Origin of the sequence: Bradyrhizobium algeriense (genome assembly GCF_003062295.1) — a bacterium.
GTDB classification, from domain to species: domain Bacteria; phylum Pseudomonadota; class Alphaproteobacteria; order Rhizobiales; family Xanthobacteraceae; genus Bradyrhizobium; species Bradyrhizobium algeriense.
Genome location: NZ_PYCN01000019.1, coordinates 78509 through 99132, shown reverse-complemented (window position 1 = coordinate 99132; position 20624 = coordinate 78509). Strand labels below are relative to the sequence as shown.

Here is a 20624-nt window from a genome sequence, read left to right as displayed (position 1 = left end):
CACAACCTCTTGCCCGGGAGAATTACACGCGCCGCTCGAGCCAAGGGAGAGCTGAATCACAACGCGGCACCAAAAACGACCCGACCCAAAACGACAAGGCCGCCAAAAGGCGGCCTGTCGATGATCCGGTATGCCATAGAAGAAAATCTGGAGCGGGCGAAGGGGCTCGAACCCTCGACCCCGACCTTGGCAAGGTCGTGCTCTACCACTGAGCTACACCCGCATCCGAGATGGCGGCGATCACTCGCCGTCAACGGCAGACCTATGCCAAATGCGGACCGTGAATGCAACAGTCCGCGTGCGATCTGTTGGCGCGCGGATCATCCGATTTCATTAACAAATGGGAGCGAATCGGTCCGAAACAACGCCTAAACGGGGTTTGTCGGCCCGTAAGCCCATGCCGGGAACCCAAGGCCAGGCCACGGGCGCGATGCAGAGCGATTCGAGCCATTTTTTTTCCGAACGAGCCTCCCAACGCCGTCCAATCGTACCGCACGTCGCAATCGAAGGTATTTGGCTTGCCTCGACGGGGCGTCGATGTTCCGGCAGGGTTCCGACCCCCATGACGCGGCCGGCGCCTGCCGATTGAATTTTGTGACCAAGCCGCCATCTACCGGATGAGGAACTTCGCCCCTAGCCGTGCTAGAACGGGTCCGAAATTCCAAGACATCTTCTAACTCCAAGATTCTGACTCCAAGATTCTGACTCCAAGATTCTGACTCCAAGACATCTTCTCAAGACATCAGGCGAGGATACCGTGACGATAGTTGAGCAGGGCGGCGGCCCGGCGCCGCAGGCAGCACCCGATCTGATCAAGGAGACGACCACCCAGACCTTCGTGAAGGATGTCATCGAGGAATCGAAGCGTCAGCCGGTGCTGATTGACTTCTGGGCGCCCTGGTGCGGCCCGTGCCGTCAGCTCACGCCCGTTCTCGAAAAGGCAGTCCGCGCGGCCAAGGGCAAGGTCAAGCTGGTCAAGATGAATATCGACGAGCATCCGGCCATCCCCGGCCAGATGGGCATTCAGTCGATCCCGGCCGTGATCGCGTTCGTGGGCGGCCAGCCCGCCGACGGCTTCATGGGCGCGGTACCGGAGAGCCAGATCAACGCCTTCATCGACAAGCTCACCAAGGGCATGACGGCGCCGGGCGAGCCGAATATCGCAGAGATCCTGCAGGAAGCCGAGGCCGTGCTGGCGGAAGGCGACCCTGCCGCGGCAGCACAGATCTATGCCGAGATACTGGGTTTCGATGCCACCAATATCGCAGCCATGGCAGGGCTGGCAAAATGCTATGTGACGACGGGCGCCGTCGAACAGGCCAAGCAGACGTTAGCGATGGTGCCGGAATCGAAGCGCAACGACGCGGCCGTCAAGGCGGTGCAGGCCTCGATCGACCTCGCCGAGCAGGCCCAGTCGGTCGGTCCGGTGACCGAGCTCGAACAGAAGGTCGCCGCAAATCCGCTCGACCATCAGGCGAGATTCGACCTGGCGACCGCGCTCAACGCCCTCGGCAAGCGCACCGAGGCGACCAACCAGTTGCTGGAAATCGTCAGGCGCGATCGCAAGTGGAACGAGGACGGCGCGCGCAGGCAACTGGTGCAGTTCTTCGAGGCGTGGGGAGGCGCCGACGAAGCGACCGTCGAGGGACGAAAGCGGCTGTCGACGATTCTGTTCTCGTAGGACGTATTCCACCGAACCAACGAACTGACCGGGACTGCAAATGCCGATCAATGCCGAATACCGCGGACCCGGCGAGCTTCCCGAAATCATTCCGGTGTTTCCGTTGCCGGGCGCGCTGCTGCTGCCGCGCGGCCAGATGCCGCTCAATATTTTCGAGCCGCGCTATCTGGCGATGGTGGATGACGCGCTACGCGACGGTCACCGGCTGATCGGGATGATCCAGCCGGATAGTTCCCGCAGCAGGGACGAGGTAAGGCCGGAGCTGTTCCGGGTCGGCTGCGTCGGCCGCATCACGCAACTCGCCGAATCCGGTGACGGCCGCTACATTCTGGAACTGACCGGCGTCGCGCGCTTCAGGGTGGTCGAGGAAATCTCGGCACTGACCGCGTACCGGCAATGCAAGGTGGATTTCTTTCCCTACGCCGACGATTTCGTTGCACGCAAGGGCGAAGAAGCGGTCGACCGCACGGCCTTGCTCGACGTGCTGACCGATTTTCTCGAAGCCAACAATCTGAAGGTGGATTGGGAAGGCATCGAGAGCGCGCCGAACGAGGCGCTGGTCAACGCGCTCGCCATGATGTCGCCCTATGGCCCGGCGGAGAAGCAGGCGATGCTGGAGGCGCCCGACCTGAAAACCCGCGCCGAGATCCTGATCGCGGTGACCGAAATGGACCTCGCCAAGAAGCGCACCAGCGGCGACACCGGTCTGCAGTAGCCGCTAAGCCTCTGCCTGAGCAGTTTGGTTAGACGCCTTGCGATGGTCCAAGCACAGCTACCATCCGCTTGACGGCTCGTTCAGCGCGCCACGCTCCTGACAGGCCTACGCCGTCTGCCAGTTTGAGGGTGCGCGCGCAGCATTGTAAGAACTTTGGCGCCATCCATCGGTCTGCCAAGGTAATAGCCCTGCATTTCAGTGCACGCGTCCGCACGAAGGATTTCCAGCTGCTCCTTCGTTTCGACCCCTTCAGCCGTCGTCGTCCTGCCGAGACTGACAGCGAAGCGGACCACCGCGCGTGCGATCAGGCGTGATTCCTCTTTTGCATCCGACAATGCGCTGACGAAGCTTCGATCGACCTTGATTTTGTCGAACGGAAACTTCTGAAGAAGGCTTAGTGATGAATAGCCGGTACCAAAATCGTCCAGGGCTACTCGCACTCCCAGTCTATGCAGCTGATCGAGCGCAGCGAGCACCGCCTCGCTGTCATGCATGGTGACCGTCTCGGTGACCTCGAGTTCGAGTCTTTGTGGCGCAATTCCCGAATTCGCCAGAGCGCCCACGATGGTCGAGACCAGCTCCTTGCTTCTGAACTGAGCGGGCGACAGATTTACTGCGATCTTGAGGTCGGCGGGCCATTTTGCCGCCTCGGTACAGGCGGTCCTCAACACCCATTCCCCAATCGGCACGATCAGGCCTGTTTCTTCCGCCAGCGGAATAAATTCGGCCGGCATGATCAAACCGCGCTGCGGATGATGCCAGCGCAAGAGCGCCTCGAAGCCGCTAGGTTCGCCGCTCGCCGCGTTGATGATCGGCTGGTAGTGGAGTTCGAATTCACCCTTGGCAAGCGCTTCACGCATGTCGCGCTCCAGGTTGCGCCGCGCACGCATGAGTTGGTCCAGCTCGGGTTCGAAGAAGCGGAATGAGCCGCGTCCGCCGCTCTTGGCGGAATAGAGCGCGAGATCCGCGCTCTTCATGATCTCGTCGGGATTGGTTCCGTCGCGTGGCGCAATGGCAATGCCGATGCTGGTGCCGATGGTCACCTGATGGTCGCCAAGGTCGAAAGGCTCGCAAAGCGCGTGGCTGATTTTCTCGGCGAGGGCCGTGGCTTCGACGACAGGATTGGTCACGTAGTCGATAACGGCGAACTCGTCGCCGCCCAGCCGTGCAATCAGGGCCGTCTCGCGGACGCATTCGAGCAGCCGCGCGGCGACGGCTTGCAGCAGCTTGTCGCCAGTCGGATGACCGAGCGTGTCGTTGACTTCCTTGAAGCGATCGAGATCGAGCATCAACACGGCAAGGCCGGACCCGCCCTCGCGGGTGATTGCAAGGGCGTGATCCATGCGCACTCTCAGCCGCACTCGATTTGGCAGCTCTGTCAGCGCGTCATGCTGGGCCATATGGATGATCCTGGCTTCGGAGCGCCGCTGCTCGGTGACGTCGACGTGCGTTGCCACCCACCCGCCGCCTGGCATTGGTTGTCGGGTAACGCAAATCAGTCGGCCATCCGCAAGTTCGTCGACCCTGCTCGTGGTTGCGTCCGGCGGCAACGCATTCAATGTCGAGATCAACCGCTTCGCGGCGCTGTCGTTCGTTTCGCCCTTGAGGATGCCGCTCGCAATCCGGTGCTTGATGATTTCGTGATGCGGCGTTCCCGCCTTCAACAGTTCCGGCGACAGCTGGTACATTTTGGCATAGCGATCGTTGCATACGACAAGCTGCTTCTCTGCATCGAACATGCAGAGGCCCTCACCCATGTTGTTGATGGCCGTATCCAGTCGGAGTTTCTGTTCCTGCAATTCTCTTTGTGATGCTTCAACCTCCAGCCGGGCGAGCGACAACTGGCTGATGATTTCTTCGAATTTGCGCGTCCTGTTGGCAAGACGGCGATCAGCCAGCACGCCAACAAGGCTCATCCCGAGCACCGACAAGGCCACGCCGGCAATCATCAGCGCGAGGAAGGCGGGAGAAAGCGATAACGCGTCGGTCGCTCGCGTCGGGTCGGGAGCGATCTGCACCGCACCCATCGCCGTGAAATGATGCGAGACGATGGCCAGCGTGAGCAAGAGAGCAGCAGCAACCGTTCCCCCTCTGTTGTTGTATCGTGTTGCGATTGTCAGCGCCGCATAGCCGAAGAACATGCCGAGAGCGATGGATGCCAACACGAGATCCAGTGACCAACTCACGCGGCCGGGCACTTCGAGTGCCCACATGCCAAGATAGTGCATGCTCGCAATGCCCGCTCCGATAATCATGCCGCCGACCGGGGCGCGCCACCGGCCGGGATCGCTGGCGGCAAAGCCAAGTCCGCTGGAAGTCAAGATCATCGCCGCGGCGAGCGACGACGCCGTCAAGGCAATGCCGTACCCGGTTGAAACGCCAGGCTCATAAGCGAGCATGGCGATGAAATGTGTCGCCCAGATCCCGTATCCGATCGCCGCGCCGGCAATTGCGATCCAGATCAGGCGCGTCCTTGCTTGGGATGCGACGGCGCGATGAAAAATGGTGACGGCAACAATGCTTGCAACGAAGCAAACCAGACCAGCGAGCAAAACAAGCCGCCAATCGTGCTCACCCGTAAGGCACGTAAAAATACGGAACATGGCGTTGGTCCATCGTCATATCCGTCCACGGTTGTCTGGTTAGAACTTTCATCGCGTTAATTTCATGCAGTGCCCGGTTGCATGCCTACCGGGACGTAAAGGCCATTTGCGTAATGACTCCAAAGGCAAAGAGTGTTGCGCAGCGCGCCGGCAACACGACCCCCGTATTCGTACGGGAGCTTGGGGGCCATCCCCCCGTTCCGGAGAGCCGGCGAGTCCACGGAAAGATACCGGCAACCGACATTTGCGCCTCGGTGAGGCCGGGGGGCCGCGCCGGCTAATATCCCGCGACCGCCATCGCTACCACCGCGCTCAGCGCCATCCAGCCAAAATGTTTGCCGCGCGTCGCCCAGGCATTGGCGAACGCGGCGAAGCCGAACACGCAAGCGACCGTGACGATGATCCAGTGCCGCGCCGGCTCCGATTCCATCCAGGGCGCGGCGAGCAGCAGCACGCCGCCACCGATCCACGCCACGGTGCCGGCGTGCCAGACCAAGTGGATCAGCGTGCGCAGCCGCGCCGGCTCGATGGTCGCCCGCGCGAATACCTTGGTTTCGCCGAGCACGCTGTGGATCAGCGCCACCGCGATTGCGGCGAGGCCGGAACATTGCAGCAAGAGATCGCGCATCGGACCCTCCATACAGCACTGTATGGTTATGCCAGCATGCGCTGGTCCTTGTCAATACAGCAGTGTATGGTGCGGTATTGCGGGAACGACCATGAGCGATCAACTCTCGGCCAAGGACTGGCTCGATCAGGGCCTCAAGACGCTGGCGCAGAAGGGTTTCACGGCCCTGAAGGCGGAACCTCTGGCGAAGGCGATGGGGGTCTCGCGCGGCAGCTTTTACTGGCATTTCGCCGATATCAACGCGTTCCATGCCGCCGTCCTCGCGCATTGGCGCGAGGTGGCCGCCGAGCAGATCATCGCCAATGTCGAAGCCGCCGCGAAAGATGAAGACCCGCTGGCGGTGCTGCTGGGGCGGGTATTTAGCGAAAAGCTGACGCTGGAGAAGGCGGTCCGCACCTGGGCCAGCGTCGATCCCGCCGCGCGCGCCGCCGTCCAGGCGATTGACCGGCGGCGGCTGAGCTATGTCGAAAACCTTTTGTTGCAGTCCGGCTTGCCGGCGGAAGTGGCCCGCGCCCGCACCCAACTCCTCTATTGGGCGTTTCTCGGCTACGCGCTATCGGACCAGGCCTTGCCGAAGGCGCGGCAACAGGCCGTGCTCGACGAAATGTTGCAAATGGCCCAGCGCTAGAGCCTTTTGTTTTGACGCGCTTTCTTTACGCGAACCGGAATCCGCTTCGCTCGAAAACGCTATAGTCCGCACAGTTGCAGGCCCGGTCCGGTATGCTAAGGACCACCGCCTAGCCGGAGACAGCAAATGAACGCCACGCCCGAACGCCTCGACAGCACCGTCGATCCGAAGCTGCTTGAGATCCTGGTCTGCCCGGTCACCAAGGGTCCGCTCGAGTTCGATTCGACCCGGCAGGAACTGATCTCGCGCTCGGCCAAGCTCGCCTACCCGATCCGCGACGGCATCCCGATCATGCTGCCGGAAGAGGCGCGGAAGATCGATTGAGGGAAAGACGTCACGCGTAGCCCGGATGGAGCGTAGCGCAATCCGGGTCTTTCATCCCGCTTGCTCCCGGATTTCGCTTCGCTCCATCCGGGCTACGAGAAACTACAGCGCCTCGCCCTTCAGCAGCCGCGGCACTTCGCCCGACAGCCCCGCGGCCTGGCGGATGAACAGGCTCTTCAGCGGCGGCGCGCGATCGACGAGGCCAAGCCCGATATCACGTACGGTGCGCAGCAGCGTCGATTCGTTCGAGAACAGGAAGTTCAGCGAATTGGTGGCAATCCCCATCGCCATGGTGTCGAAGCGCCGCCAGCGCTGGTAGCGGTCGAGCACGTCGGCCTGCCCGGGATCGATGCCGAGCCGCGCCGCATCGACCACGACTTCGGCCAGCGCCGCGATGTCCTTCAGGCCCATGTTGAGGCCCTGCCCCGCGATCGGATGAATGACGTGCGCGGCGTCGCCGACCAGCGCCAGCCGCTCGGCAATGAATGAGCGCGCAACGAAATAGCCGAGCGGAAACGCGCGCGGCTTGTCGAGCGCCTTGATCTCGCCGAGGTGCAGCCCGAAGCGCTTCTCGAGTTCATCGTGGAATTCGGCTTCGCCGAGCGCGGTGATGCGTGCGGCCTCGGCGCGATCCTCGGTCCACACCAGCGACGAGCGCTTTCCAGTCAGCGGCAGGATCGCGAATGGCCCCGCCGGGAGAAAATGCTCTTCGGCGCGGCCGTGATGATCCCGCTCGTGGCCGACGGTGACGACGATGCCGGATTGATCGTAGTCCCAGCCATGGGTGGCGATGCCGGCGCGCTCGCGCAGTTTTGAGCGCGCGCCGTCTGCGGCAACCAGCAGGCTTGCTTCGATGATCTGGCCATCGGCAAGCGTCACGGTGACGCCATCGGAACGCGAATCGTAGCCAGAGACCGCCGTGGCGCGGAGATCGACGCCTTCAGCCTCGGCGCGGGCCACCAGCGCATCGATCAGCCGGCGGTTTTCGACCATGTGGGCGAAGGGTTCGCCGGGTTCGACATGGCCGGCAAAGGTCAGGAACACCGGACGGGTGGCATCCTCCAGTTTGGAATCGGTGACGACCATGTCGAGGATGGCTTGCGAATCGGCCGCCACCTGGTCCCAGACGCCGAGCGCCTCGAACAACCGCCGGCACGCGGCCACAATGGCGGTCGCTCGCGGATCGCGGCTCGGCCGCACCGCCAGGGCCGGATCGGCCACGATCACGGGAATATCCTTGCCAAGGCCCTGGCGGAACGCCAGCGCCAGCGCCAGCCCGACAAAGGCGCCGCCGCAGATGACAATACTTCGCTGTGCCGCCATGCGGTCCTTGCCCGGTTACTTCGTCAGACTACGCTTGCTACCTGATATTAGCTGGGCGAAACAGGGCCGAGAAACAAGGTACTTAAGCTGACCGTCATTCCGGGGCGCGCGCCGGCGCGAACCCGGAATCCAGAGGTTTTGGCACGAGATTCCGGGTTCGCCTCTTCGAGGCGCCGCCCCGGAATGACCCCGAAATTGAAAGCGCCACCATCATGTCCAAGGGCCTGATTGACCTGATTTCCATCCTCGATCTCGAACAGCTCGAGGTGAACCTGTTCCGAGGCAACAGCCCGAAGACGAGCTGGCAGCGGGTGTTCGGCGGCCAGGTGATCGGACAGGCGATGGTCGCGGCCTGCCGCACCGTCGAGGGCCGCCTGCCGCATTCGATCCATTGCTATTTCATCCTGCCCGGCGATCCACAGATCCCGATCATCTATCAGGTCGAACGCCTGCGCGACGGCAAGAGCTATTCGACCCGTCGCGTCACCGCGATCCAGCACGGCAACGCGATCTTCTCGATCATGGTGTCGTTCCATGCGGAAGAGGAAGGCGCGTTCAACCATCAGGAAAAGATGCCGGATGTCCCGCCGCCGGAAAAACTCACGGCGGAAGAAGTGTCGAAGCAGCCGATGTTCAAGGAGATGCCGGAATTCATCCGCCGCTATTACGAATCCGACCGGCCGATCGAACTGCGCCCGGTCGAGCTCGGCCGCTATTTCGGCCAGAAGATCGACGACGGGCGCATCCATGTATGGATTCGCACCGCAGCCAAGCTGCCCGACGATCCCGCGCTGCATTTGTGCGCGCTGGCCTATGCATCGGATTTCTCGCTGCTCGATGCGGTGATGGCGCGCTACGGCCGCACCCTGTTCGACAAGCGGATGATGCCGGCGAGCCTCGATCACGCGATGTGGTTTCACCGGCCGTTCCGCGCCGACGAATGGCTGCTCTACGCGCAGGACTCGCCGAGCGCGCAAGACGGCCGCGGATTGACCCGCGGCCTGATCTTCAAGCCCGACGGCACGCTGGTAGCATCGGTGGCCCAGGAAGGCTCGGTGCGCCAGCGCAAGTGAAGCTTACGCGGTCGCGCCGTGCTCCGCCAAAACAGTCTGTGACGCCAGCCACTGCGACATCCATCGATATACCCAAGGTATCGGGATGATGAAGAAGAAGCCGATCACAGCCACGATCGCGCGCCACAGAAACTCCAGCCCGCTGCCGATGAAGAGGACTTCACGCCGCGTGCCCTCGATGTTCCGACAAAACCATCGCAGCCAGGCGACGTAAACCCACGCCCAGCCGACGATCGTGATGACGGAGATCACGGCCAGAATGGACCATCCGATATAAGCCCACACCGAACCGGAGAAGCTGAGCCCGAGCGGCTGCCCATTGGACGAAAGGTTTGCGATAGACCATTTCAGGAAAAGCCAGTAGAGAACCAGCTGGCCGATGTTCACCAGATTGCCGAGCCACTCGATGCCGGTCAGGGCAACCCCGATAATGATGACGGCGGCTCCGAAATACCAGGGAACGATCGTCATCGGCTCGCCTGCGAAGCCGAGGTTCGGCCGTCCCGGCACTTGGACGCACGGAACGAACCATTTTGCGTACCACACCACGACCCATGGTCCCGGGATGATGAAGATGAGGCCGATCACGAGTACGAGGCTGCGCCAGACAAACTCCAGAATTCCGAAATCAATCGACAGCGGGCCCCCGCTATAGCTTCCGGCCATTTGTGGCGGGCCACCGGGCTGCGCGAAAGCGGGCGGGCCGGATCCGCCGGGTACCAGGCCGGGAATGTCTCCTGCCCGCTGCCAGCCCGACATCCCCTCGGTCCAGACCAACGTATCCGCGCTGACCGTGCCCCGGGTAATGAGGTCGCGAAGCTGGGCTTCCGGATAAGGGCCCTGTTGCTGGCCGCTGGATGCATAAAACCACGATCGGTTCGACATTATTATTTCCTTGAGCCGTGGAAATGGGGGAGCCGGCGGAGTGGCTGGCGGTGAAACCGTATTTTGGCGGACGATCCTACCGCCTGTACAGTGATTGACGTCACCAGCTGGAAATGTTTTCCCCTTCTACCTGCAACTTTTTTGTGCCATTTGCCCAGAAAGATGCCAGATTTGCGTCGGCAGCGAACCGTCGAGCGGTCAGTCTGCCGAGTGCTCAAGAAATATCCAGGGAAATAAAGGCCTGACCATGAAACTCGTCGTCGCGATCATCAAACCCTTCAAGCTTGACGAGGTGCGCCAGGCGCTGACGGCCATCGGCGTCCACGGCATGACGGTGACCGAGGTCAAGGGCTACGGCCGCCAGAAGGGCCACACCGAAATCTATCGCGGCGCCGAATATGTCGTGAACTTCCTGCCCAAGCTCCGAATCGAAATCGCGGTCGCCTCCGACGTCGCCGAAAAAGCGGTCGAGGTCATTACCGCGAACGCGCGTACCGGGCAGATCGGCGACGGCAAGATCTTTGTCACGCCGATCGACCACGCCTTACGCATCCGCACCGGCGAGACCGATAGCGACGCACTCTAAGGCTTCACTGAGTTAAAGGCGCGGTGGCAACGACGCCGATCGCGAGAAGCCAAGAAACGACAACAAAACGACAACAGGCCGGGGGAATTCCATGGGGGCACCATCGTATCGTGCAGCGGGGAATGCTGCGCTCATCGCGCTTGCGGCGAGCTCGCTCGCGACGCCGGCCCTGGCCGAGACGTCCACGATCAACGCCGCCGACACCGCGTGGATGATCGTTGCCACCGCGCTGGTATTGATGATGACGATACCGGGCCTGGCGCTGTTCTATTCCGGCATGGTGCGCAAGAAGAACGTGCTGGCGACAATGGCGCAGAGCCTCGCTGCCGTTGCGATCATCTCGATCCTCTGGGTGGCGTTCGGCTATTCGCTGGCCTTTGTCGGCGACGGTCCCTGGATCGGCACGCTCGACCGCTGGTTTTTGATCGGAATGACGATGGAGAGCGTCAACCCGGCGGCGAAGACGATACCGGAAGCGCTCTTCATGCTGTACCAGATGACGTTTGCGATCATCACGGTAGCGCTGGTGGCAGGCGCGGTGGCGGACCGGATGCGATTCTCGGCATATCTGCTTTTTTCCGTCGGCTGGTTCATGTTCGTCTATGTGCCGCTCGCGCACTGGGTGTGGGGTGGCGGATTCCTTGCCACCTGGGGCGTGCTGGATTTCGCCGGCGGCCTCGTCGTGCATCTTTCCGCCGGCATCGGCGGACTGGTTGCGGCGAAGGTGATGGGCCCGCGTCACGGCTATGGCAGCGAGAACCTCGCGCCGTTCGACCTGTCACTTGCCGTGATCGGCACCGGATTGTTGTGGGTCGGCTGGTTCGGCTTCAATGGCGGATCGGCGCTGGGCGCGAACTCGCGCGCGGTGATGGCGATCACCGCGACCCATCTGGCCGCCTGCGCCGGCGCGCTGACCTGGGCCGCGATCGAATGGGGGACACGGCGCAAACCGTCGGTGCTCGGCATGATATCGGGCGCCGTCGCGGGGCTTGGCACCATCACGCCGGCCTCCGGATTCGTTGCGCCGTGGCACGGCGTCCTGATCGGCGTCGTCGCGGGAACGCTCTGTTTCTGGGCCTGCACCTGGCTCAAGCAGCGCCTCAAATATGACGACTCGCTCGACGTGTTCGGCGTCCATGGCGTTGGCGGATTGACCGGCACATTGCTCGCCGGCGTGTTCGCGGTGAACGCGATCGGCGGCACCCCAGGTCTGATCGAGGGCAATGCGCAACAGGTCCTGATCCAGCTCTATGGGATCGCCGCGACGCTGGTGTGGTCCGGCGGCGTTACCTTTGTGCTGCTCAAGTTCGTTGGCGTGTTCGCCCCGCTGCGGGTGTCGATGCAGCAGGAGCTGGAAGGCCTCGATATCTCGCAGCACGGCGAAGCGCTGCAATAGATCCCCACCCCATTACCGTTTTCTTGCCCGGCCGCTGAGCAGGATTGTGATGCCTGCCAGATGCGCCCACGATTTAGGCAGGCCTGACTACGCTTTGAGCGCGACGGAATGGCGCAGGAACGTGCAATTCCCGCAGAGGGCGAAAAGGGCCGGATTCATAGTCTGTTAGGGAACGGTCCCGATCTGGCACGGCATTTGATTCTAAGGGTCATGGCTGTGCCCGCGTAGTGAACATCTCCGCGTGGTGAACCTCAGTCGAGAACGCCCGGTCGGTCTGAACCGGGCCCAAGCGGGGACAATACCCATGAAAATTGTTATGGCGATCATCAAGCCATTCAAGCTCGAAGAAGTCCGGGATGCCCTGACCGCCATCGGCGTTCATGGTCTCACGGTGACGGAAGTCAAAGGGTATGGCCGCCAGAAGGGCCATACGGAAATCTATCGCGGCGCCGAATATGCCGTGAGCTTCCTGCCCAAGATCAAGATCGAGGTCGCTGTCGCCTCGGATCAGGTCGACAAGACCATCGACGCCATCACCTCCGCTGCCAAGACCGGCCAGATCGGCGACGGCAAGATCTTCGTCATCAACCTCGACCATGCGGTGCGCATCCGCACGGGTGAGGCGGATGCTGCGGCCCTCTGATTTCGCGCTCAAACCTTACCACTCAGGAGTAAAACCAAATGACGTTTAAACGTCCCTATAGCGCGGGACTGGCGGCCCTCGCAGTCGGCCTGTTCGCCGCGACCGCGGCCTACGCCGAACCAACCGTCAACAAGGGCGACAACGCCTGGATGCTGACGTCGACAGTGCTGGTGCTGTTGATGACCATTCCCGGCCTGGCGCTGTTCTACGGCGGTCTCGTCCGTTCCAAGAACATGCTCTCGGTCCTGATGCAGGTGTTCTACACCGTCTGCATCGTCGTCCTGCTCTGGTCGCTCTACGGCTACAGCCTCGCCTTCACCGGCGGTTCCGACTTCATCGGCGGCTTCTCCAAGGCCTTCCTGATGGGCGTAACCCTGGAATCGAAGGCCGCAACCTTCAGCGTCGATGCCAACATCACCGAGCTCATCTATATCTGCTTCCAGATGACCTTCGCGGCGATCACGCCTGCCCTCATCGTCGGCGCCTTCGCCGAACGCATGAAGTTCGCGGCGGTTGCCTTGTTCGTTCCGCTCTGGGTGACCCTGATCTATCTGCCGATCGCGCATATGGTCTGGTACTGGCCCGGTCCGGATCTGATCACGGATGCAGCCAAGGCGCTCGCCGCGGCGGCTGACGGTGCGGCGAAGACCGCGGCGCAGGCCAAGCTCGACGAGATCAACGCCGATGCCGGCTGGATCTTCAAGAAGGGCGCAATCGACTTCGCCGGCGGCACCGTGGTGCATATCAACGCCGGTATCGCCGGCCTTGTTGGTGCGCTCCTGATCGGCAAGCGCGTCGGCTACGGCAAGGAGCTGATGGCTCCGCACTCGCTGACCATGACCATGATCGGCGCTTCGCTGCTCTGGGTCGGCTGGTTCGGCTTCAACGCCGGATCGAACCTCGAAGCCTCCGGCGGCGCCGCGCTCGCCATGACCAACTCCTTCGTTGCAACCGCAGCGGCGGCGATGGCCTGGATGTTCGCGGAATGGATCGTCAAGGGTCATCCCTCGGTGCTCGGCGCGTTGTCGGGCGCGGTGGCGGGCCTCGTGGCAGTTACGCCTGCGGCCGGCTATTCTGGTCCGATGGGCGCGATCGTGCTTGGTCTCGTGGTCGGCGTCGTCTGCCTGTTCTTCTGCACCGTGGTGAAGAACTCGCTCGGCTATGACGACTCTCTCGACGTGTTCGGCGTCCACTGCATCGGCGGCATCATCGGCGCGCTCGGCACCGGCATCCTGGTGAATCCGGCGCTCGGCGGCACCGGCGTCATGGACTACGCCGCCGGCAAGATCGCCGACTACGACTTCGTTGCGCAGATGACCTCGCAGCTCTGGGGCGTCTGCACCACGCTGGTGTGGTCGGGCATCGGTTCGGCGATCCTCTACAAGGTGGTCGATGTCATCGTCGGCCTGCGCGTCAACGTCGAAACCGAGCGTGAAGGCCTCGACGTCACCGAGCACACGGAGCGCGCTTACAACATGTAAGTTCTCCCGGGGTGCGATCCCCAAGGGGCAACGTAGTCGTTGCCCCGGGGTCGCATCCACAACTCCGGTTCGGGCACATACCCGGCAATGCCCTGACCGTTGAGGGGCTCCAGCGCAAGTTGGAGCCCCTTCTTTTTGGCGAAAAGGGTTTGCCAAACCGGGCGCGATCCGACGAAATGCCGGCAACAGCACAGGGAGAACGTCATGAAACTCGAAGGCGGATGCTATTGCGGTAAAGTGCGCTACGTGGCCGAGGGCGAGCCGATGATGAAGGCGCAGTGCCACTGCCGCGAATGTCAGTATATCACCGGCGGCTCGACCAACCTGTTCCTGGTGATGCCGGCCGCCGGCTTCAAATACACCGGGCAAGCCCCGAAGCAATTCACCCGCACCGACCTGGAACGCGCGGTGACGCGGGAATTCTGCGCCGAATGCGGCACCCACGTCGTGACGCGCCCGCCGGGCCGGCCCGCCGTAGTAGTCAAGGTCGGTACGCTCGACGATCCCAGCCTGTTCGGCGGCCCGCAGATCGCTATCTACACCGTCGACAAACAGCCCTACCACCACGTGCCCGAGGGCATGCCCGCCTTCGAGCGGATGCCGGCGCGGTAGCAACAGGAACCGCCACCTCCAGGAATTTGGCTGCGATGGCTTGCGCCGCGGTCGAGTCCTGGACCGCCGTGTGGCCCGCTTGGAGGATCGTCACTTGGCGATCCCCGATCGCTTTTGGCACCGTTTTTCAAGAAATATCGTCCAAGGGTGAAAAGGCCGTAAAATCGCTGCGGGCGCCGATGGTTAATCGCGTCTTAACCTCGCCGTATCTATGGTGGTTTGATGTGTTTCCGGTCGGAGGTTTGGTCCCTCGACCGCTATTGAAAGTGCTGGCGTTTCAGACATGGCGATGACTGCCTCTTCCGGCGTGGCGCAGGGCGCCGGCAGCGTACCTGCCGGTCAGGCCGAGCGTTCGCCCTTTCTGCGGACCACCGAGCTGCTGGCGCCGTACCAACCGGCCAAGCCGTTGATTACGCTGTCATTAGGCGAGCCGCAGCACCCGGTGCCGGATTTTGTCGGGCCGGTCCTGGCGAAGCACATTGCCGAGTTCGGCCGCTATCCCCTGGCCAAGGGCATCGAGCCGTTCCGGCGGGCAGCAGCCAATTGGCTTTCGACTCGGTTCCAGCTCCCCCGGCCGATCGATCCCGAGAGCGAAATTCTGGTGCTGAGCGGCAGCCGCGAGGGGCTGTTTTTCGCGGCGATCACCGCCGCCCGTTATGTTGGCCCGCGCAAGGGCAGGCCCGCGATCCTGATGCCCAACCCGTTTTATCCGGCCTATGGCGCGGGCGCCCGCGCCGCCGGTTGCGAACTGATTTACCTGCCGACCACTCTCGCCAACGGATTTTTGCCGGATCTCGACGCGCTCGACGAGGCGACGCTGGCCCGAACCGTGGCGATGTACATCGCCTCGCCCGCCAATCCGCAAGGTTCGGTCGCTTCGCGCGACTACTTCATCCGCTTGAAGAAACTCGCCGACCGCCATGGCTTCATGATCCTGAGCGACGAGTGCTATTCGGAAATCTACACAAGGCAGGCGCCGGGCAGCGCGCTGGAATGCGCCGGGCCCGATTTTGCCAACGTGGTTGCGTTCCAGTCGCTGTCGAAGCGCTCGAACCTGCCCGGCATGCGCGTCGGTTTTGCCGCCGGCGACCGCAAATTTCTCGCGGCCTTTCATGAATTGCGCAATGTCGCGGCACCCCAGGTGCCGGTGCCGCTGCAGCACGTCGCGGTCGCCGCCTATAGCGACGAAATGCACGTCGAAGAAAACCGCAGACTTTACCGCATCAAGTTCGATCTCGCCGACCAGATTCTCGGCAGCCGCTACGGCTATGTGCGGCCCGCCGGCGGCTTCTGCGTCTGGCTCGACGTCTCCGAGCGCGGCGGCGATGAAGCTGTGGCGGTCAAACTCTATCGGGATGCGGGCGTCCGCGTGATCCCGGGAAGTTATCTGTCGCGACCGCAGAACGACGGCTTCAATCCCGGCGCAGGCTACATCCGCCTCGCGCTGGTCTCAGACAGTGAATCAACGGCCGAGGCATTGCACCGGCTGGTCGAAATTCTGGATTAATCGCAGGGCCCCCATGAGCATGCCAGCGATCGAACGTGTCATTCCCCTGGTCGGCCATCTGCCGGTCTCGATCCGCGACGCCCTCGCGCGACGGCTGCGCGAGCTTGCAGGCCTCGGCCTGATCGGGCTGTCCGGCGTGGCGGCGGCGGCGTTGATGACGTGGTCGGTACAGGACCCGAGCCTGAGCCACGCGACGTCGCGTCCGATCCGCAACGTTCTCGGTTATCCCGGCGCGATCGGCGCCGATCTCCTGATGCAGATTCTCGGCCTCGGCGCGATCATGCTGATCCTCCCCGTCGCGGTGTGGGGCTGGCGCATGCTGACCCATCGCACCTTCGACCGCGAAGCGCTGCGCCTTGGATGCTGGATTCTCTGCACGGTGATCGCGGCGGGCTTTGCAAGCTGCTGGCCGCATGGCGGAACGTGGGCGCTGCCGACCGGCCTTGGCGGCGTCGTCGGCGATGCGCTGGTGCGGGCGCCGGCCGTGGTATTCGGTCCGGCCGGCTTCACCTATCGTCTCGTTCTCGGCATCATCCTGTTCGTGGCGATGTGCGCGGCCTTTCTGTTTGCCAGCGGCTGGGGCTCGCGTCCGAGAGATGAAGAGCTGACACCGATCGAGGACGATGACGCGCCCTTCGAGGAAGAAGGGGATCGCAGTTCGGTTTCGCTCGGATGGGTGTATCACGCGCTGATGAGCGCAAAGGCGCGGCTCGCTTGGCTGATGAGCGCGGCCTATCGATCGCTGGTGTCGAGTTCGCCGCCGCCTCGCACCGCCTCGTTCGAACGTCAGGAACCGAGCCTCAAAGGCCGCGCTGCACCGGCACTGGCCCCGCGGGAAGAGGAATTCGAGGACGAGGAAGAAGAGGAAGACGAGGACGAGGAAGTCCCGGCCGCTCGCGCTCCGCGCAAGAAGGCCGCGCCGCGCGCGGCGGCACGCAAATCCGACAAATTCGAACTGCCTTCGGTCTCGGTGCTGACGGCACCCAAGGCATCGGACCGGCAACCGCTCAGCAAGGCCGAGCTGGAGGCCAATTCGCGCGCGCTGGAAGGCGTGCTCGGCGATTTCGGCGTCCGCGGCGAGATCGTCAAGGCCAACCCCGGCCCGGTCGTGACGCTGTACGAGCTCGAACCGGCACCCGGCATCAAATCCTCGCGCGTGATCGGCCTTGCCGACGATATCGCCCGCTCGATGAGCGCGCTCTCGGCCCGCGTCGCCGTGGTCGCCGGCCGCAACGCCATCGGCATCGAACTGCCGAATATGCATCGCGAAAAGGTTTACCTGCGCGAATTGCTGACCACGAAGGACGAGTCGCACGCGAAACTTCCGCTCTGCCTCGGCAAGAATATCGGCGGCGAATCCATCATCATCGATCTGGCGCGCACGCCGCATATGCTGATCGCCGGCACCACCGGCTCCGGCAAATCGGTCGCGATCAACACCATGATCCTGAGCCTGGTCTACCGCTTGCGGCCGGATCAGTGCCGCCTGATCATGGTCGATCCAAAAATGCTCGAACTCTCCGTCTATGACGGCATCCCGCATCTGCTGACGCCGGTCGTGACCGACCCGAAGAAGGCGGTGGTGGCGCTGAAATGGGCCGTGCGCGAGATGGAAGAGCGCTACAAGAAAATGGCCAAGCTCGGCGTGCGCAACATCGACGGTTACAACCAGCGCCTCGTCGAAGCCAAGGGCAAGGGCGAAGAACTGACGCGCACGGTGCATACCGGCTTCGACAAGGAAACCGGCAAGGCGATCTACGAGGACGAAAAGCTCGACCTCGAACCGCTGCCCTATATCGTCATCATCGTCGACGAAATGGCCGACCTGATGATGGTGGCCGGCAAGGATATCGAAGGCGCGGTGCAACGTCTCGCCCAGATGGCGCGCGCCGCCGGCCTGCACGTGATCCTCGCAACCCAGCGTCCCTCGGTCGACGTCATCACCGGCACCATCAAGGCGAACTTCCCGACCCGTATCTCGTTTCAGGTCACCTCGAAAATCGACAGTCGCACCATCCTCGGCGAAATGGGCGCCGAGCAACTGCTCGGCCAGGGCGACATGCTCTATATGGCCGGCGGCGGACGCATCAGCCGCGTACACGGGCCATTCGTCTCCGACGAGGAAGTCGAGAAGGTCGTGCGTCATCTCAAGACGCAGGGCCAGCCGGAATATCTGGAGGCGGTCACCGCGGAAGAGCCGACCGACGAGGACGGCGCGGTGTTCGATTCCACCGGCATGGGCGGCGATGGCGGCGGCGACCTGTTCTCGCAGGCGGTTGCGATCGTCAAGCGCGACCGCAAGGCCTCGACCTCCTATATTCAGCGCCGGCTGCAGATCGGCTACAACCGCGCCGCGTCGTTGATGGAGCGGATGGAACTCGAAGGCATCGTCGGGCAGGCGAATCACGCCGGCAAACGCGAAATTCTGGTCGCGGAAGAAGAGGGCGGATTCTAGATACCGGCGCCAAACGGGGTTTCGGCGCAACGATTTTCACGGAAAAACGATACCTCCTTTGGTCGAAAGCACGATAAAATGGCCGGCAGCGGGGTGCCTCGTTGAATAGAGATCCGAAATACCTGATGACACAACAACCGACCCATCGCGGGCTGCGCTCCGGACTGGCCCTTTTGATCGCCATATCCATCGCAGGCTTCGCGACGCCTGCGCTCTCGCAGACCGTGCCGGTTCCGAAGCCCGCGCCGAAGGCCAAGGCCCGCGACGGCAGCGTGCAGATGAGTGCGCAGGAGAAGGGGCCGACGACCACCGGCGCCACCCAGACGCCGCCCAACCCGGTGATTCCCGACCCGAACCGCAATGTTCCGGCTAATATTTTTGCAACCTTCGACTCCAATCAGAAGGCGCAGGCTGCCCGGGTCAGTTCCTATCTCTCTTCGCTGCAGACGCTGGTCGGAAATTTCGTCCAGGTCGGCCCCGACGGCAGCAAGACCAAGGGCGATTTCTACATCCAGAAGCCGGGCAAGGTGCGTTTCGAGTACGACGCGCCCAGCCCGATCGCGATCATCGCCGACGGCTCGTCGCTGGCGGTGCGGGATACGAAGCTTGCGACCCAGGACATCTATCCGCTGTCGCAAACGCCGCTGCGCTTCCTGCTGTCGGACCGGATCGATCTGCTGAAGGACACCAACGTCGTCAACGTCACGGCCGATGACATCTACATCAGCGTCACCATCGAGGAGAAGCAGGCCCTGATCGGCACCAGCCGGCTGATGCTGATGGTCGGCGTCAAGGACGGCCAGCTCAAGCAATGGACGGTAACCGACCCGCAGGGTTACGACACCACGATTGCGGTCTACAATCTGGACTCGTCCAAGAAGGTCGATCCCGGCCTCTTCAAGATCGACTTCACCAACTACACTACACCCGCGAACTGAACGGCGCGCCTTCTCCATTTCCTTCCGTAAGGTGGGCAAAGCCACCGGGTCGCGCAAATGCGCGCCCGATGACAGGCTCCGCGTGCCCACCGGCAGGGTCACGGTTCGATAGATGGTGGGCACGGCGCAGATGCGCCTTTGCCGACCCTACGAAATTCCAGCTGTGGACAAGCAGGCGACGTCATCACGAACCGTGTTAAGACACGGCCCTCATGCGGTTTTCCCTGACAACGTGGAATATCAATTCGGTGCGCCTGCGCATCGACATCGTCGCCAAATTCCTCAAATCGGCGCGGCCGGACGTGTTGTGCCTGCAGGAAACAAAATGCATCGACGACGCTTTCCCGCTGAAGCGATTCAAGCGTCTCGGCTACGAGCATGTCGCGCTGAACGGGCAGAAGGGCTATCACGGCGTCGCCATCGTCTCGAAACTGCCGTTCGAAACCACCGATATCCGAACCTTCTGCGACAACATCGATTCGCGTCACATCTCGGTGGCGTTCGGCGAGAAGGCGCAGCTCGCAAAGCCGCTGGTGCTGCATAATTTCTACGTGCCGGCCGGCGGCGACATTCCCGATCCCGCGCTCAATCCGAAGTTCGATCACAAGCTGAAATTTCTCGACGAGATGAAGGCGTGCGAACCGCTGCATCCGCGCGGCGACGACCGGCATATCCTGGTCGGCGACCTCAATGTCGCGCCCCATGAGAACGACGTGTGGTCGCACAAGCAGCTTTTGAAGGTCGTCTCGCACACGCCGATCGAATGCGAGAAGCTCTTGGCCGCGCAGGCCCATGGCGAATGGTTCGATGTCGCGCGCGAACGGATCCCGCTTTCGGAAAAGGTCTATACGTGGTGGAGCTACCGCGCCGCCGACTGGACGGTGGGCGACCGCGGCCGGCGGCTCGACCACATCTGGGTTTCGCGCGCGCTGAAAGACGGTGTCACCGATTTCAAGATTACGCGAGACGCCCGCAGCTGGGAGCGACCGTCCGACCACGTGCCGGTGACGGTGACGCTGGACGTGTAGCTTCGCCTTCCCTGCCTGGAGCGACCGATGCCCAGGCAGGGAAGGCGAAAACAACCCCATGCAAAGTAGAATGAGCACCGGCTCGCGGTACTCATGCCGCGCGCGTCCGGGACACGAG

At 62.7% G+C, this 20624-nt stretch carries 18 protein-coding genes and 1 tRNA gene; 14 read left to right on the top strand and 5 right to left on the bottom strand.

What is annotated here, in order from left to right:
• Positions 1-148: 148 nt before the first annotated feature.
• Positions 149-223 (bottom strand) — tRNA-Gly (locus C7G61_RS28940).
• Positions 224-757: 534 nt separating this feature from the next.
• Here C7G61_RS28940 and trxA point away from each other — a divergent pair.
• Together trxA and C7G61_RS28930 are read left to right on the top strand one after the other, a co-directional pair.
• Positions 758-1681 (top strand): thioredoxin, encoded by a 924-nt coding sequence (gene trxA / locus C7G61_RS28935; RefSeq protein ID WP_108520151.1) that lies wholly within the window; start codon positions 758-760, stop codon positions 1679-1681.
• Between the two features lie 40 nt (positions 1682-1721).
• Positions 1722-2396, top strand: coding sequence for an LON peptidase substrate-binding domain-containing protein (locus tag C7G61_RS28930; protein WP_108520149.1), 675 nt, complete (start codon positions 1722-1724; stop codon positions 2394-2396).
• Positions 2397-2476: 80 nt separating this feature from the next.
• On the opposite strand, the gene C7G61_RS28925 is transcribed toward C7G61_RS28930, so the two are convergent.
• Both C7G61_RS28925 and C7G61_RS28920 read right to left on the bottom strand, forming a co-directional pair.
• The gene (locus C7G61_RS28925; RefSeq protein WP_108520147.1) at positions 2477-4999 is read right to left on the bottom strand and encodes a bifunctional diguanylate cyclase/phosphodiesterase; all 2523 of its coding nucleotides are present in this window, start codon (positions 4997-4999) and stop codon (positions 2477-2479) included.
• Between the two features lie 277 nt (positions 5000-5276).
• Positions 5277-5627 carry a hypothetical protein gene (locus C7G61_RS28920; protein ID WP_108520145.1) on the bottom strand — a complete coding sequence of 117 codons (351 nt, stop codon included), beginning with the start codon at positions 5625-5627 and terminating at the stop codon, positions 5277-5279.
• A gap of 91 nt (positions 5628-5718) precedes the next feature.
• Between C7G61_RS28920 and C7G61_RS28915 the strand changes: the two genes are divergently transcribed.
• Together C7G61_RS28915 and C7G61_RS28910 are read left to right on the top strand one after the other, a co-directional pair.
• Positions 5719-6255 carry a TetR/AcrR family transcriptional regulator gene (locus tag C7G61_RS28915; protein WP_108520143.1) on the top strand — a complete coding sequence of 179 codons (537 nt, stop codon included), beginning with the start codon at positions 5719-5721 and terminating at the stop codon, positions 6253-6255.
• 126 nt (positions 6256-6381) lie between these two features.
• A complete protein-coding gene (locus C7G61_RS28910; protein ID WP_108520141.1) occupies positions 6382-6579 on the top strand; it encodes a Trm112 family protein in 198 nt (65 codons plus the stop codon).
• A 102-nt stretch (positions 6580-6681) separates the two neighbouring features.
• On the opposite strand, the gene C7G61_RS28905 is transcribed toward C7G61_RS28910, so the two are convergent.
• Complete coding sequence (locus tag C7G61_RS28905) at positions 6682-7902, bottom strand: ubiquinone biosynthesis hydroxylase (protein WP_108520139.1); 1221 nt, start codon at positions 7900-7902, stop codon at positions 6682-6684.
• Positions 7903-8114: 212 nt separating this feature from the next.
• Between C7G61_RS28905 and tesB the strand changes: the two genes are divergently transcribed.
• Positions 8115-8975 carry an acyl-CoA thioesterase II gene (tesB, locus tag C7G61_RS28900; protein ID WP_108520136.1) on the top strand — a complete coding sequence of 287 codons (861 nt, stop codon included), beginning with the start codon at positions 8115-8117 and terminating at the stop codon, positions 8973-8975.
• 3 nt (positions 8976-8978) lie between these two features.
• On the opposite strand, the gene C7G61_RS28895 is transcribed toward tesB, so the two are convergent.
• On the bottom strand, positions 8979-9860 hold the full coding sequence (locus C7G61_RS28895) for a DUF4339 domain-containing protein (RefSeq protein WP_108520134.1): 882 nt from the start codon (positions 9858-9860) through the stop codon (positions 8979-8981).
• A 247-nt stretch (positions 9861-10107) separates the two neighbouring features.
• On the opposite strand from C7G61_RS28895, the gene C7G61_RS28890 reads away from it, so the two are divergent.
• The 9 genes from C7G61_RS28890 to C7G61_RS28850 all read left to right on the top strand — a co-directional run bounded on the left by C7G61_RS28890 (position 10108) and on the right by C7G61_RS28850 (position 20506).
• Positions 10108-10446 (top strand): P-II family nitrogen regulator, encoded by a 339-nt coding sequence (locus C7G61_RS28890; protein WP_108520132.1) that lies wholly within the window; start codon positions 10108-10110, stop codon positions 10444-10446.
• 91 nt (positions 10447-10537) lie between these two features.
• A complete protein-coding gene (locus C7G61_RS28885) occupies positions 10538-11842 on the top strand; it encodes an ammonium transporter (protein WP_108520129.1) in 1305 nt (434 codons plus the stop codon).
• Positions 11843-12146: 304 nt separating this feature from the next.
• Positions 12147-12485 carry a P-II family nitrogen regulator gene (locus C7G61_RS28880; protein WP_008142813.1) on the top strand — a complete coding sequence of 113 codons (339 nt, stop codon included), beginning with the start codon at positions 12147-12149 and terminating at the stop codon, positions 12483-12485.
• Between the two features lie 38 nt (positions 12486-12523).
• Positions 12524-13966, top strand: coding sequence for an ammonium transporter (locus C7G61_RS28875; RefSeq protein ID WP_108520127.1), 1443 nt, complete (start codon positions 12524-12526; stop codon positions 13964-13966).
• 204 nt (positions 13967-14170) lie between these two features.
• Positions 14171-14578 (top strand): GFA family protein, encoded by a 408-nt coding sequence (locus tag C7G61_RS28870; RefSeq protein WP_108520125.1) that lies wholly within the window; start codon positions 14171-14173, stop codon positions 14576-14578.
• Between the two features lie 283 nt (positions 14579-14861).
• Positions 14862-16085, top strand: coding sequence for an aminotransferase class I/II-fold pyridoxal phosphate-dependent enzyme (locus tag C7G61_RS28865; RefSeq protein WP_108520122.1), 1224 nt, complete (start codon positions 14862-14864; stop codon positions 16083-16085).
• Between the two features lie 13 nt (positions 16086-16098).
• Positions 16099-18540 carry a DNA translocase FtsK gene (locus tag C7G61_RS28860; RefSeq protein ID WP_108520120.1) on the top strand — a complete coding sequence of 814 codons (2442 nt, stop codon included), beginning with the start codon at positions 16099-16101 and terminating at the stop codon, positions 18538-18540.
• 125 nt (positions 18541-18665) lie between these two features.
• Positions 18666-19478 carry an outer membrane lipoprotein carrier protein LolA gene (locus tag C7G61_RS28855; protein WP_108520118.1) on the top strand — a complete coding sequence of 271 codons (813 nt, stop codon included), beginning with the start codon at positions 18666-18668 and terminating at the stop codon, positions 19476-19478.
• Between the two features lie 212 nt (positions 19479-19690).
• Positions 19691-20506 (top strand): exodeoxyribonuclease III, encoded by an 816-nt coding sequence (locus C7G61_RS28850; protein WP_108520116.1) that lies wholly within the window; start codon positions 19691-19693, stop codon positions 20504-20506.
• The last annotated feature ends 118 nt before the right edge of the window (positions 20507-20624 follow it).

Bases quoted from the DNA above. Each gene is read 5' to 3' on its own strand.
- C7G61_RS28930 (WP_108520149.1), top strand. From the start codon at position 1,722: ATGCCGATCAATGCCGAATACCGCGGACCCGGCGAGCTTCCCGAAATC.
- C7G61_RS28925 (WP_108520147.1), bottom strand. From the start codon at position 4,999: ATGTTCCGTATTTTTACGTGCCTTACGGGTGAGCACGATTGGCGGCTT.
- C7G61_RS28920 (WP_108520145.1), bottom strand. From the start codon at position 5,627: ATGCGCGATCTCTTGCTGCAATGTTCCGGCCTCGCCGCAATCGCGGTG.
- C7G61_RS28915 (WP_108520143.1), top strand. From the start codon at position 5,719: ATGAGCGATCAACTCTCGGCCAAGGACTGGCTCGATCAGGGCCTCAAG.
- C7G61_RS28910 (WP_108520141.1), top strand. From the start codon at position 6,382: ATGAACGCCACGCCCGAACGCCTCGACAGCACCGTCGATCCGAAGCTG.
- C7G61_RS28905 (WP_108520139.1), bottom strand. From the start codon at position 7,902: ATGGCGGCACAGCGAAGTATTGTCATCTGCGGCGGCGCCTTTGTCGGG.
- tesB (WP_108520136.1), top strand. From the start codon at position 8,115: ATGTCCAAGGGCCTGATTGACCTGATTTCCATCCTCGATCTCGAACAG.
- C7G61_RS28895 (WP_108520134.1), bottom strand. From the start codon at position 9,860: ATGTCGAACCGATCGTGGTTTTATGCATCCAGCGGCCAGCAACAGGGC.
- C7G61_RS28890 (WP_108520132.1), top strand. From the start codon at position 10,108: ATGAAACTCGTCGTCGCGATCATCAAACCCTTCAAGCTTGACGAGGTG.
- C7G61_RS28885 (WP_108520129.1), top strand. From the start codon at position 10,538: ATGGGGGCACCATCGTATCGTGCAGCGGGGAATGCTGCGCTCATCGCG.
- C7G61_RS28880 (WP_008142813.1), top strand. From the start codon at position 12,147: ATGAAAATTGTTATGGCGATCATCAAGCCATTCAAGCTCGAAGAAGTC.
- C7G61_RS28875 (WP_108520127.1), top strand. From the start codon at position 12,524: ATGACGTTTAAACGTCCCTATAGCGCGGGACTGGCGGCCCTCGCAGTC.
- C7G61_RS28870 (WP_108520125.1), top strand. From the start codon at position 14,171: ATGAAACTCGAAGGCGGATGCTATTGCGGTAAAGTGCGCTACGTGGCC.
- C7G61_RS28865 (WP_108520122.1), top strand. From the start codon at position 14,862: ATGGCGATGACTGCCTCTTCCGGCGTGGCGCAGGGCGCCGGCAGCGTA.
- C7G61_RS28860 (WP_108520120.1), top strand. From the start codon at position 16,099: ATGAGCATGCCAGCGATCGAACGTGTCATTCCCCTGGTCGGCCATCTG.
- C7G61_RS28855 (WP_108520118.1), top strand. From the start codon at position 18,666: ATGACACAACAACCGACCCATCGCGGGCTGCGCTCCGGACTGGCCCTT.
- C7G61_RS28850 (WP_108520116.1), top strand. From the start codon at position 19,691: ATGCGGTTTTCCCTGACAACGTGGAATATCAATTCGGTGCGCCTGCGC.